Source organism: Sphingomonas sp. Leaf230 (assembly GCF_001421745.1).
Taxonomy (GTDB): Bacteria; Pseudomonadota; Alphaproteobacteria; order Sphingomonadales; family Sphingomonadaceae; genus Sphingomonas.
Window position 1 is genome coordinate 227697 of the sequence record NZ_LMKW01000008.1, and the last position, 13052, is coordinate 240748.

12 protein-coding genes are annotated in these 13052 nt (G+C 64.8%); all 12 read left to right on the forward strand.

The genetic code is table 11. The annotated features are described in order from the left end of the window. Positions 1 to 80: 80 nt before the first annotated feature. The 12 genes from clpA (at position 81) to ASE82_RS06815 (ending at position 12994) form a co-directional block, all read left to right on the forward strand. Entirely contained in the window at positions 81 to 2399 is a 2319-nt protein-coding gene (clpA, locus tag ASE82_RS06760) for an ATP-dependent Clp protease ATP-binding subunit ClpA (RefSeq protein WP_056060577.1), read from the forward strand. A 285-nt stretch (positions 2400 to 2684) separates the two neighbouring features. Then, the gene (locus tag ASE82_RS06765; RefSeq protein ID WP_056060580.1) at positions 2685 to 4370 is read left to right on the forward strand and encodes a GGDEF domain-containing protein; all 1686 of its coding nucleotides are present in this window, start codon (positions 2685 to 2687) and stop codon (positions 4368 to 4370) included. 61 nt (positions 4371 to 4431) lie between these two features. Beyond that, complete coding sequence (locus ASE82_RS06770; protein WP_056060583.1) at positions 4432 to 4629, forward strand: hypothetical protein; 198 nt, start codon at positions 4432 to 4434, stop codon at positions 4627 to 4629. 73 nt (positions 4630 to 4702) lie between these two features. Beyond that, positions 4703 to 4942 carry an exodeoxyribonuclease VII small subunit gene (locus tag ASE82_RS06775; protein WP_056060585.1) on the forward strand — a complete coding sequence of 80 codons (240 nt, stop codon included), beginning with the start codon at positions 4703 to 4705 and terminating at the stop codon, positions 4940 to 4942. A 13-nt stretch (positions 4943 to 4955) separates the two neighbouring features. After that, a complete protein-coding gene (locus ASE82_RS06780; protein WP_056061724.1) occupies positions 4956 to 5846 on the forward strand; it encodes a polyprenyl synthetase family protein in 891 nt (296 codons plus the stop codon). 22 nt (positions 5847 to 5868) lie between these two features. Further along, positions 5869 to 6375, forward strand: a complete 507-nt coding sequence (gene coaD / locus ASE82_RS06785) for a pantetheine-phosphate adenylyltransferase (protein ID WP_056060588.1) — start codon at positions 5869 to 5871, stop codon at positions 6373 to 6375. A gap of 206 nt (positions 6376 to 6581) precedes the next feature. After that, entirely contained in the window at positions 6582 to 7310 is a 729-nt protein-coding gene (locus ASE82_RS06790; protein ID WP_056060592.1) for a peptidylprolyl isomerase, read from the forward strand. Between the two features lie 7 nt (positions 7311 to 7317). Next, positions 7318 to 8343, forward strand: coding sequence for a tRNA preQ1(34) S-adenosylmethionine ribosyltransferase-isomerase QueA (gene queA / locus ASE82_RS06795; protein ID WP_056060595.1), 1026 nt, complete (start codon positions 7318 to 7320; stop codon positions 8341 to 8343). A gap of 8 nt (positions 8344 to 8351) precedes the next feature. Further along, positions 8352 to 8807, forward strand: coding sequence for a calcium-binding protein (locus tag ASE82_RS06800; RefSeq protein WP_056061727.1), 456 nt, complete (start codon positions 8352 to 8354; stop codon positions 8805 to 8807). Position 8808: 1 nt separating this feature from the next. Beyond that, positions 8809 to 9960, forward strand: coding sequence for a tRNA guanosine(34) transglycosylase Tgt (gene tgt / locus ASE82_RS06805; protein WP_056060598.1), 1152 nt, complete (start codon positions 8809 to 8811; stop codon positions 9958 to 9960). Further along, entirely contained in the window at positions 9957 to 10154 is a 198-nt protein-coding gene (locus tag ASE82_RS06810) for a hypothetical protein (RefSeq protein ID WP_197978314.1), read from the forward strand. The genes tgt and ASE82_RS06810 overlap by 4 nt, the downstream gene beginning before the upstream one ends. Positions 10155 to 10162: 8 nt before the next feature. Further along, positions 10163 to 12994: a M16 family metallopeptidase gene (locus tag ASE82_RS06815; RefSeq protein ID WP_056060601.1), complete on the forward strand. Its 2832-nt coding sequence runs from the start codon at positions 10163 to 10165 to the stop codon at positions 12992 to 12994. Positions 12995 to 13052 lie beyond the last annotated feature (58 nt).

Sequence of the window (13052 nt, forward strand, 5' to 3'; positions counted from 1 at the left end):
AAGTGCTTGATGCGACCGATATCAGTTCCGACATAGTGGCAAAGGGCTCGCGTTCTCGCGGCCCGACAGGAGTATTGTAAATGCCATCATTTGCACCCGCCCTCGAGACCACGCTGCACAAGGCGCTCGAGGCGGCATCGTCCCGGCGTCACGAATATGCGACGCTGGAGCATCTGCTGCTCGCGCTGATCGACGACGAACATGCGTCGAAGGTCATGACCGCGTGCAACGTCGAGATCGGCGATCTGAAGAACACCGTCTCGCACTACCTCGATAGCGAACTCGATGCGCTGAAGGTCGATGCGGCGACCGACCCCTCCCCCACCAGCGGGTTCCAGCGCGTCGTCCAGCGCGCGATCCTCCACGTCCAGTCCTCGGGCCGCGACGAAGTGACCGGTGCCAACGTGCTCGTCGCCTTGTTCAGCGAGCGCGAGAGCTATGCCGTCTATTTCCTGCAACAGCAGGACATGAGCCGCCTCGATGCGGTCAGCTTCATCAGCCACGGTGTCGGCAAGGGCGGGCAGCAGGCGACCGAAGCATCCACGCCAAAGGGTGCGGACGACGAGAAGCCGGCCAAGGGACAGGAGAAGGGCAAGACGGAAAGCGCGCTCAAGCAATTCACGGTCGACCTCAACGAGAAGGCCAAGAACGGCAAGGTCGATCCCCTGATCGGGCGCGGGCCGGAGGTGGATCGCACGATCCAGATCCTGTGCCGCCGGTCGAAGAACAACCCGCTCTATGTCGGTGATCCCGGCGTCGGCAAGACCGCGATCGCGGAAGGCCTGGCGCGTAAGATCGTCGAGGGCGACGTGCCCGATGTGCTGTTGCCTGCCGTGATCTACTCGCTCGACATGGGCGCGTTGCTGGCGGGGACGCGGTATCGTGGCGACTTCGAGGAGCGGCTGAAGGCGGTCGTCAACGAACTCGAGAAGCTGCCGGACGCAGTGCTGTTCATCGACGAGATTCACACTGTGATCGGTGCGGGTGCGACGAGTGGCGGCGCTATGGATGCCTCGAATCTGCTCAAGCCTGCGCTTAGCGGCGGCACGATCCGTTGCATCGGTTCGACGACGTACAAGGAGTTCCGCAATCACTTCGAGAAGGACCGTGCGTTGCTGCGGCGCTTCCAGAAGATCGATGTGAACGAGCCGACGATCGAGGATACCATCAAGATCCTCGCCGGCCTGCGCTCGGCGTTCGAGGATCACCACAACGTCAAGTACACCCCCGATGCGATCAAGTCGGCGGTGGAGCTGTCGGCGCGGTACATCAACGACCGCAAGCTGCCGGACAAGGCGATCGACGTGATCGACGAGGTCGGCGCGATGCAGATGCTGGTGCCGCCTAACAAGCGGAAGAAGACGATCACGCCGAAGGAGATCGAGCAGGTCATCGCGACGATGGCACGCATCCCACCGAAGTCGGTTTCGACCGACGACAAGCTGGCATTGGCCACGCTCGAGACGGATCTGAAGCGCGTGGTTTTCGGTCAGAATGCGGCGATCGAGAAGCTGTCGTCGGCGATCAAGCTGGCCCGCGCGGGCCTGCGCGAGCCTGAGAAGCCGATCGGCAACTATCTGTTCACCGGGCCTACCGGCGTCGGGAAGACCGAAGTCGCCAAGCAGCTGTCGACGATCCTCGGCATTCCACTCCAGCGGTTCGACATGAGCGAATATATGGAGCGGCATTCGGTCAGCCGTCTGATCGGTGCGCCTCCGGGTTATGTCGGGTTCGATCAGGGTGGTCTGCTGACCGACGCGATCGACCAGAACCCGCATTGCGTGCTTCTGCTCGACGAGATCGAGAAGGCGCATCCGGACCTGTTCAACATCCTGTTGCAGGTGATGGATAACGGGCGACTGACCGACCAGCATGGCAAGTCGGTCGATTTCCGCAACGTCATCCTGATCATGACGACCAATGCGGGCGCCAGCGACATGGCGCGCGAGACGGTCGGCTTCGGCAACCTGTCGCGCGAGGGCGAGGACGAGGTGGCCGTGACGAAGATGTTCACGCCCGAGTTCCGCAACCGTCTCGATGCGGTGGTGCCGTTCGGGTACCTGCCGACCGAAGTGGTGGCGCGGGTGGTGGACAAGTTCATCCTCCAGCTCGAACTCCAGCTGGCGGACCGTGGCGTCCATATCGTCCTCGACGACGAGTCGAAGGCGTGGCTCACCACCAAGGGCTACGACAAGTTGTACGGCGCACGGCCGATGGGTCGCCTGATCCAGGAGAAGATCAAGCAGCCGCTCGCCGAGGAACTGTTGTTCGGCAAGCTGGTCCATGGCGGCGAGGTGACGGTGAAGATGAAGGACGGCGCGCTGTCGTTCGCAATCGAACCGGCGGCACCGAAGAAGCCGAAGAAGAAGGGCAAGACCGAGACGGTCGACGCCAGCTAACGATTATCAACCTGGTTCAGCGAGAGCTGGACCAGGTTTGATTTGAGGTGGCTGGATGAACAGCACTCCAAATTCTATCAATTTTCTTTCGGCTCACGCCCGGTTCTGTCCTTGAGACACGATCGGCGGTGAGGATGAAGCGACCTCCCAAAGCCGATAGCGTGGTTCGAATTGCGAGCCAAATTGGCATAAATCGATCCAGTATGGTCGAAATCCGATTGATTACGCCGTCGTACGGGCGCCTCTTTACCATTAATTGGCGAAGGCGGCTTAGACGGTGTCTGCATGACGTTCGGGTTTCGTATCACTTGGCTCATCGGCATCGTTGCGACGGCGTTGGCGATGCTCGGTGCTGCACCGGCCGAGGCACGGACCGGGCAACTGCTCGATGTCTGTATCGTGCGCGCTACCCCAGGACTTTCCGTACCTACCCTGTTTCGAACGCCCTCACGGTTCGACTGCACCACCCCTCAGTCGGCCTATGGGTCCGGCGATTTCTGGGTTCTGTCGCAGGTTTTGCCGACGAGTCTGACGCACATCCCTGATCTGCGTGCCCTGACCGCGAGCGTCTGGCAGGATCGCGTCACGCTCTTCGTCCTATACGCAGACGGCGCAATCCGCCGTACCGGGTTCACAAGTCGCACGTCCGGCCGCCATCTCATGATCGGTGCAACCCTGTCTCTGACGCTGCCGCCCCACGTTGCGCCCCCCGTCCGCCTGCTTTGGCACGTCGAGGGTTCGGCGAATTTGCGGGGCGTCGTACTCGGGCCGACACTCGCAACGGCCGCGGAAGCCGCAGAGAGCGAAATCATCCTGTCGGCGCTGTATGCAAGCTTCGGCGGCATGGCGATCGCGTTGATCGTCTACAATCTCGCGTTGTGGGGGGCGCTTCGACAGTCGTTCCAGCCGGTCTATTGCCTGCTGGTGCTATGCTTGCTCGGGTACGCCTTTTCGTCGTCGGCCGCTCTGGGCCAGCTTGTGCCGTCGCTCGACAACAACATCCGGTTGAAGTTAAACGTATGCCTACTTGCGATCTGTGCGGGCATGGTCCTGGTCTTCGCACGCGCTTTTTTCGAGCGTGCGGTGTTCGATGGTTGGCCGCGCCCCGCCAGCAACGTGGCGCTCGCGACGCTCGCCACGTCCGGAATTGCGTTCGCGATCCTGGCGCCGTGGCAGATCTACTGGCTCGATCGGTTGCTGACGCTCAGTTACATCCCGCTGATCGCGTTGGTGCCGCCTGTGCTGTACCGAGCCTGGCGGGTCCGGAGCAGCTATCTCTGGATGTTCACGCTCGCCTGGGGCGCCCCCATCGTCTTTGCCAGCCTGCGGATCGCGGGTGCGCTGGGGCTGATGTCGTGGAGTTTCTGGATCGATAATTCGACGATGATCTCCATGATGCTGGAGGCGCTGCTGTCCAGCCTGGCGATCGCGTACCGGATCCGCCTGCTCAGCGTCGAACGCGACGACGCGCGTGAACAGGAGATCGCGGCGCGTTTGCTGGCGGATACCGAACCCCTGACAGGGTTGCTCAATCGCCGTGCATTCCTGGATCGCGCGATCGGACGGTCGGGCGATCAGATGCTGCTGATCGCGGACGTCGATCACTTCAAGCACGTCAACGAGACGATCGGCCACGATGGCGGCGACGAAGTCCTGCGGGTCGTGGCGCGGGTGTTGCGCAACGCGGTGCCGCCCGACGCTCTGGTCGCGAGGATCGGTGGTGAAGAGTTCGCCATCCTCATCGACGCGACGACGCCGGTCCTGCCCGACACGATCCTCGAACGATTGCGCAGCCAGCGCATGCCGTTCGACATGGCGATAACGGCCAGCATCGGCTGCTGTACGGGGCCGCTGCAGCGCGAATCGGACTGGAAGGCGCTGTATCGCAGCGCCGATCGCGCGCTGTTCGCGGCCAAGGGCGCCGGGCGCGATCGGTCGCGCGACGCAGGCATACTGCCGATAGCCGCTTGAAGCCGGTTCGCTTGCGAAACGGCAACGTGTGAGCCATGATCGCACGCCTGGGAGATCGACCATGCGTAACCGGAAACTTGTGCTGGCGGTGGCGGGGCTTGCGCTCGTGACACTCGCCGTGCGTCATCCGACCGCCGAGTTCAGGCTGATCACGCACGAAAAGAGTGACCCGTCGCCGCACCGGATGCAGGCCGTCGTCGATTTCGGACTGGTCGGTGTCTCGGTCTTGTACACCTGGACCGTCAACCGCCTGCGGTAAGTGCGTGCCGCATATCCGGCGCCCTCTCGCGCGTCCTTGACCCTCGTCGCGTGCCTGCGCCATAGCGACGGACATGGACACGCCGATCGAAGACCTCGCGTTCGAGGATGCACTGAAGGAACTCGAGCTTATCGTCGGGAAGCTGGAAAGTGGCGACACGCCGCTTCAGCAGGCGATCGAGTTGTACGAGCGCGGCAACAAGCTGCGCCAGCGTTGCGCCGACCGGCTCGATGCGGCGCAGGCGCGGATCGAGGCGATCCGGCTCGATGGCGACGGCAAGCCTGCCGGCGTCCGCCCGTTCGCGGCGGGCTGACGCGGTGAGCGGGATGCCTGTCACGCTTGATGCCGCGCTTGCCGAGGTCTCCGCGGAGATCGACCGGCAATTCGACCAGCTGCTGACCATTCCGGACGATCCGCGCGGCGACCTGTACCGCGCGATGCGGCATGCGGCGATCGGCGGCGGCAAACGACTGCGGCCGCTGCTGGTGTTCGCGACCGCCAATCTGTTCGACGTGTCACGCGAATGCTCCGCAAGGGCCGCGACCGCGATCGAGGCGATCCACGTCTATTCGCTGATCCACGACGATCTTCCGTCGATGGACGACGACGACATGCGCCGCGGCAAGCCGACTGTGCACAAGGTGTTCGACGAGGCGACCGCGATCCTGGCGGGCGACTGCCTGCATGCGCTGGCGTTCGAGGTTCTCGCCGATCCGGAGACGCACCCCGATCCGTTCGTGCGGATCGAACTGGTCATGGACCTCGCCCGTGCGTCCGGGCCGAACGGCATGGCCGGTGGCCAGAAAATGGACATCGAGGCTGAGAACACGCGCTTCGACCTCAACACCGTGACCCGGTTGCAGCAGATGAAGACGGGTGCGCTGATCTCGGCTTCAGTCGAGGCTGGCGCGATTCTCGGGCGGTTGCCACCGGAAGGTCGCGTTGGTCTGCGTGGCTACGCGCATGACCTGGGGCTCGCGTTCCAGATCGCCGACGACCTGCTCGATGCCGAGGGCGACGAGGCTGTCGTCGGCAAGTCGCTGCGCAAGGACGAGGTCGCGGGCAAGGAGACGTTCCTGTCGCTGCTCGGACCCGAGCGTGCACGCGAACAGGCGCGAATGCTCGTCGACCAGGCGGTCGCGCATCTGCACAGCTATGGCAAGGAAGCCGACCTGTTGCGGGATATCGCCCGTTTCGTGCTCGAACGCGACCGCTAAGTCTATCACCGGGGAGTTCAACATGACCGCACGGATTGGCGTTTACCCGGGGACCTTCGATCCCGTGACACTGGGTCATATGGACATCATCCGGCGCGGCGCGAAGCTGGTCGACCGGCTGGTGATCGGGGTGACGACCAATCCGTCCAAGTCGCCGATGTTCACGATCGAGGAGCGGATGGCGACGGTGCGCCGCGAGGTCGCGGACGTCGATGGCGATATCGAGGTGGTGGCGTTCGATTCACTGCTGATGGACTTTGCCGAGCGACAGGGCGCGAAAGTAATCGTCCGAGGTCTGCGCGCGGTCGCCGATTTCGAGTACGAGTATCAGATGGCGGGGATGAACCAGCAGATCAATCCGCGTGTCGAGACGGTGTTCCTGATGGCCGACGTCGCGTTGCAGCCCATCGCGAGCCGGCTGGTGAAGGAGATCGCGCTGTACGGCGGGAATATCGCCAAGTTCGTGCCGGAATCGGTGCGCGAAGAGGTGGTCGCTCGGGTCGAGAAAATCGGCCGCAAGGGGAGCTGACCTTCTTCGCCATTCTGACGGTAGTCAGGACCCAGAGCCATGGAGGGCGGTGCTCGGTTACCCTGGGTCCTAACTTTCGTCAGGATGACGGATCGTGTTGGGGGACTGCAGTGCGCAACCCCATCACGTTCAGATTGGCGCAAGCGGGGATTTGCTCTAAGTGGCGGCAGCCTGGTTGCGCCGGGCCTCTTTCGAGTGGGAATTTGATGCGCTTTTTCGTCGGAATGTTCGCGTTGCTCGGGTGCCTAGTCACGGTGCCGGCTGGTGCAGCGCAGAAGAAGGAAGTCGTGGCGCCTGCCGTTCGCGCGACCCCGCCCCTGACCACGGATACGCAGAACCTGCTGCTGCTCGATCTGTCGACCGGTGGGCGCGTGACGATCTGGCTGCGCCCTGACGTCGCGCCGCTGATGGTCGAGCGGATCAAGACGCTGACCCGCCAGCATTTCTATGACGGCCTCGCGTTCCACCGCGTGATCGATGGCTTCATGGCGCAGGGCGGCGATCCCAAGGGCGACGGCACCGGCGGTTCGACGCTCCCCGACGTGAAGGCGGAGTTCAACTACCTGCCGCACGTCCGTGGTGCGGTGTCGGCGGCGCGGTCGGACAAGGAGGACAGCGCGAACAGCCAGTTCTTCATCGTCTTCCAGCCGCGTCTTAGCCTCGACAAGAAGTACACCGTGTTCGGTCGCGTGCTCGACGGGATGCAGTATGTCGACGCGATCGAGCGTGGCGAGCCGCCGGCGAACCCGTCGCGGATCGTCCATGCGTATATCGCGGCGGACAATCCTCCGGCGTATATGGCTGGGCCGCCTGCCCCGGCGCTCGGTGCACCGGTGACGTTGCCGGGTACGGCTTCGGGGCCAGATGCTGCCAAGCCAAAGCTCGCGCCGGCCGCTCGCAAGGCGCCGGTAAAGAAGGCTCCTGCAAAGAAGTGACCCCACGTTGAACGTCGACCTTTTCGACTTCGACCTGCCGACCGACAACATCGCGCTCCGTCCCGCGGCGCCGCGCGATGCTGCGCGGATGCTGGTGCTCGAAGGTGATGCGACCCGGGATGCGGGCGTGTCGGACCTGCCATCACTGCTGCGGCGTGGCGACATGCTCGTGTTCAACGATACGCGGGTGATCCCGGCGCAGCTCGACGGGCGGCGCGGCGATGCCAAGATCGGCGCGACGCTGCACAAACGCGAGGGGCCGCGTCGGTGGCGCGCGTTCATTCGCAATGCGCGACGGCTGCGTGACGGCGACGTGATCGAGTTCGGCAACGGCGTCAGCGCGGCGGCGGTCGATCGCGAGGACGATGGGAGCTACGCGCTGGTGTTCGCGGGCGACGAGCCGGTCGAGCTGTTGCTGGAACGTGCGGGCCACATGCCCCTGCCCCCGTATATCGCCGGCAAGCGTCCGACCGACGAACGCGATGCAGACGATTACCAGACGATGTTCGCGTCCGAGCCGGGCGCGGTGGCGGCGCCGACGGCGGCGTTGCACTTCACGCCGAAGCTGATGGCAGCGCTGGAGGCGGCGGGGATCGGCCATGCGACGCTGACGCTGCATGTCGGCGCGGGGACGTTCCTCCCCGTGAAGGCGACCGACACGACCGAGCACAAGATGCACGCCGAGTGGGGGCGGATCGACGCCGCTACCGCGGATCGGCTCAACGCGGTCCGCGCGAACAATGGTCGCGTGATCGCGGTGGGGACGACGTCGCTGCGGCTGATCGAGAGCGCGACCGGCGAGGACGACGTGATCCGCCCGTTCGACGGCGACACCGCAATCTTCATCACGCCGGGATACCGGTTCCGCGGGATCGACGGGCTGATGACCAATTTCCATCTGCCGCGCTCGACCCTGTTCATGCTGGTGTCGGCGCTGATGGGGCGCGAGCGGATGCAGGCGGCGTATGCGCATGCGATCGCCGGGAAGTATCGCTTCTACAGCTATGGCGACGCCTCGCTTCTGCTGCCATGACGGGCGGCATGCTGCTCGTACTCGCTTTGCTCCAGGCCATAGTTGCCGCGCCGCCGCCCGCTGGCACGCCGCAACCGCCCGCGACGATATTCGCCGAGCCTGCCGCACTGTTCATCGCCGCGTGCGACGCGAACGGTGATGGCCGCGTGACGCAGGTCGAACTGACCGCGGGCGTCGCGCGGAGCTATGCGACCGCCGAGGGGGCTGCGTCTGGATCGATCGGGTACATTGCCTTTGCCGACTGGGCGCAGGCGTGGCTCGGCGATCGTAACGCGTTGCCAAGCCCGTTCGAGGTCGACCGCGATGGCGACAACCGGATCACGCTGGCCGAACTCCAGGCGCGGTTCGCGCAGTTCTTCACGCGGTTCGACCGCGACAAGGATGGCGTGCTGACTCGCGCCGAACTCATCACCATCCGCGGCGCGCCGGCCGGCGATCGCTACGGCATCCGCAAGAAAAAGTAACATGACCACCCGCCCCCGCTTCGACTTCACCATCTCCGCCACCGACGGCAAGGCGCGTACTGGCGTCATCGCGATGCAGCGCGGCGACATCCGCACTCCCGCGTTCATGCCGGTCGGCACCGCGGCCACCGTCAAGGGGATGAAGCCCGCCGATGTGGTCGGTGCGGGTGCGGACATCATCCTCGGCAACACCTATCACCTGATGCTGCGGCCGGGTGCCGAGCGAGTTGCGCGGCTGGGTGGTCTGCACGCGTTCTCGGGCTGGTCGAAGCCGATCCTCACCGATTCCGGCGGCTATCAGGTGATGAGCCTTGCCGACCTGACCAAGCGGTCCGAGGAGGGCGTGTCGTTCAAGTCGCACCTCGACGGCACGCGGCATTTGCTGAGCCCTGAGCGGTCGATCGAGATCCAGCGGCTGCTCGGCTCGAACATCGTCATGGCGTTCGACGAACTTGTGCCGACGACGTCGACGCGTGAAGTGCAGGCCGCTGCAATGGAGCGATCGATGCGCTGGGCCAAGCGATCGCGCGCGGCGTTCGACGCGGGTGAAGATCATGCCGAGAACAACGCGATCTTCGGTATCCAGCAGGGAGCGCTGAACGAGGGCTTCCGGAAGTCTTCGGCGGATGCGCTGATCGATATCGGCTTCGATGGCTATGCGGTGGGCGGGCTGGCGGTCGGCGAGGGCCAGGAGGCGATGTTCGGCTGCCTCGATTTCGCGCCGGACCAGTTGCCGGTCGACAAGCCGCGCTATCTGATGGGGGTCGGCAAGCCGGACGATATCGTCGGTGCGGTCGAGCGCGGGATCGACATGTTCGATTGCGTGATGCCGACCAGGTCGGGTCGCACCGGCCAGGCCTTCACGCGGACCGGCCCGATCAACATCCGCAATGCGAAGTTTGCCGAGGATATGGGGCCGCTCGATCCCGCCTGCCCCTGCCCGGTCTGCGCGACCTGGGGCCGGGCGTATCTGCATCATCTGGTACGGTCGGGCGAAATGCTTGGCGCGATGCTCATGACGGAGCATAACATCTGGTTCTACGAAACGCTGATGGCTGATCTGAGGGCGGCGATCGCCTCGGGCACGCTGACGCAGTTCGCGAATGATTTCCGTGGCGTGTATGCCCGGAAGAGTGAAGGAGAGCCCAAGTGACGATCAAGATCGACAGCGACACCCCGAACGAAATCCTCGCCGCCGCCAAGGAGGCCAAGCTGCAGGCCGAAGCCGCCGCGCACAACGCCGCGGAGAAGGCCAAGAGCTGGCCGCTCGCGAAGATCGGCCTGGGCGTGGGCATCGGCTCGGCGGCAATCGCGGGTGCGGTGCTGTTCGCGAACCGCAACAAGTAAGGATCCCGATGCGCCTCCTCCGCTCCGCGCTGCTGCTGACCGCAGCTTCTTTCCCGGTAGCGGTGGGGGCGCAGACCGCACCTGCCCCGACGCAGGTTTCGGTCAAGCCGATCGCCTTTACAGAGCGCACGCTGCCGAACGGTCTGCGCGTGTATGCGATCCGTGACACGGGCACGCCGAACGTGTCGGTGCAGGTGTGGTACGACGTCGGCTCGAAGGACGATCCCAAGGGCAAGTCCGGGTTCGCGCACATGTTCGAACATCTCATGTTCAAGTCGACGCGCAACCTTGTGTCGGAGCAGATGGACCGGCTGACCGAGGATGTCGGCGGTTACAACAACGCGTCGACCAACGACGACTATACCAATTATTACGAGGTGATCCCGGCCAACCACCTTCAGCGGCTGCTGTTCGCGGAGGCCGACCGGATGGCGAGCCTCGTCGTCGAGCCCAAGAGCTTCGGTTCGGAGCGCGACGTGGTGAAGGAGGAACTGCGCCAGAGCACGCTCTCGCGGCCGTACGGTAAGCTGTTCTCGCTCTATTATCCGGCGCTTGCCTATTCCACGCATCCCTATGCACGCGGGACGATCGGCAGCCTGGAGAATTTGGAAGCCGCCGGGATCGATGACGTCCGGGCGTTCCATGCGACCTATTATCGGCCGGACAACGCGATCCTGGTGGTATCGGGCAATTTCGATCCGGTGCAGTTGAACGGCTGGGTCGACCAGTATTTCACGGGAATCAAGAAGCCGAGCGCCGCGATCCCGCGCGTGACGGTGGCCGAGCCAACGCGCACCAAGGCGGTGACGCGCACGGTGTACGAGCCCAACACGCCACTGCCTGCGGTGCTGGTCAGCTATCATGTGCCGGCCGACCGGGATGCGGATATTGCCGCATTGACGGTGCTGAAGGCGGTGCTGGCGACCGGTGAGAGCTCGCGGTTGTACGAGAGCGTCGTGTACCGCGACCAGCTTGCGCAGTCGGCGGAGGCGTTCCTGGATACCAAGCAGGCGACCGGCAACATGGTCGTCTACGCTATCCTTGCGGGCGGCAAGACGGTCGAGGCGGGCGAGGCTGCGTTGAAGCGCGAGATCGCTCGGTTCCGCGATTCGCCGGTGACCACCGCCGAACTGGCGGAGGCGAAGAACGAGATCCTGACCCAGTCGATCCAGTCGCGTGAGACAGCCGAGGGCAAGGCGAGCACGTTGGCGTCTGCCGTGCTGGTCGATGGCGATCCGCAGGCGGCTGACAAGCAATTGGCGGCCATCGCGCGGGTGACGGCGGCGGATATCCAGCGGGTTGCGCGAAAATACCTCGGCGACAACCAGTCGGCGACGATCCGGTACATGCCATTCGCGGCCAAGCCTGCGGGCGGTGTCACGGATACGATCACGGTTGCACCGACGGTGCAGGTTGCCGACCTGAAGGCGCCGACGAATATCGAGATCGTGACGCCTGCGCCAGAAGGGCAGCGGGTCCAGCCGCCAGCGCCAAGCGCGCCGGTATCGCCAACGATCCCACAGCCTGTGGAGACGCGGCTTGCGAACGGCATGCGGCTGGTGACGGTGGAGCGGCACGACCTGCCGATCGTCACAGCGTATCTGGTGACCGCTGGTGGTGCGGCGACCGATCCGGCGAACCGCGCCGGCGTTAGCAGCCTGTCGGCGGACCTGCTGACCAAGGGTACGAAGACGCGGTCGGCGACACAGATCGCGCGTGCGATCGAGGGGCTTGGCGGTGCGATTGGCAGCTCGGCTGGCAGCGATGGCGCGGCGGTCGACGTGACGGTGAAGTCGGACCAGCTTGCGCCGGCGATGGCGATCCTCGCCGACGTCGCGATCAACCCGGCGTTTGCGCCCGAGGAGATCGAACGCGCACGAACGCAGCAGGTCGACGCGGTGACGCTGGCGCTAAAAGATCCCGCGCAGGTCGCCGGTCTGGTTGCGGATCGCGCGGTGCTGGGGGCATCGCCCTATGGTGCACCGAACGGGGGCACGCCGCTATCGCTGAAGGCAATCTCGCGAGCCGATATCACGGCGGCGTATGCGCGGAGTTTCCAGCCGGGCCAGGCAACGCTGATCATGGTCGGCGACGTCACCGCGGCGCGCGCCAAGGCTTTGGCGGACTCGCAGTTCGGTTCTTGGAAATCGACCAGCACGGCAACCGCGAGCGCGCCGCAGGTCACGTACCCGAAACCTCGTGTCATCGTCGTCGACATGCCAGAGGCGGGTCAGGCGGGCGTCGTGGTTGCGCGTCCTGCGATCGCGCGGTCGGATGCACGCTATTATCCGCTCGCGGTCGGCAATACGGTCCTTGGCGGCGGCTTCTCGTCGCGGTTGAACCAGGAAATTCGGATCAAGCGCGGGCTGGCGTACGGGGCGGGCAGCGGGCTCGATGCGGGGAAGACGCAGGGCACGGTTGCGGCGCGGACTCAGACCAAGAACCCGACCGCTGCCGAAGTAGTGACGCTGATTGCCGCCGAAATGACACGGATGGGGACGTCCCCCGTGCCCGCCGCAGAACTCGACACGCGCAAGGCCGTGCTCGTCGGCAATTTCGGGCGCGGGATCGAGACGACGTCGGGCGTTGCCGGGATTTTGGGCGCGTATGTCCAGAACGGCGTGCCGCTCAGTGAACTCCAGCATTACACCGGCGCGGTGGGTGCCGTCGATCCGGCGGCCGTGCAGGCGGTGGCCGTCGCGTTGCTCGATCCGAAGGCGGCGAGCATTGTCGTGGTCGGCGATGCCAAGCAGTTCATCGAGCCGCTGCGCAAAGCCTATCCGAACGTCGAGGTCATTCCCGAGGCCGCGCTGAAGCTCGACACCGCAACCTTACGGTAAGCGCTTGCTGCTACGGTGACCGTCCGTCCCGCGGTGGGACGGATTGAATCCGTGCGCG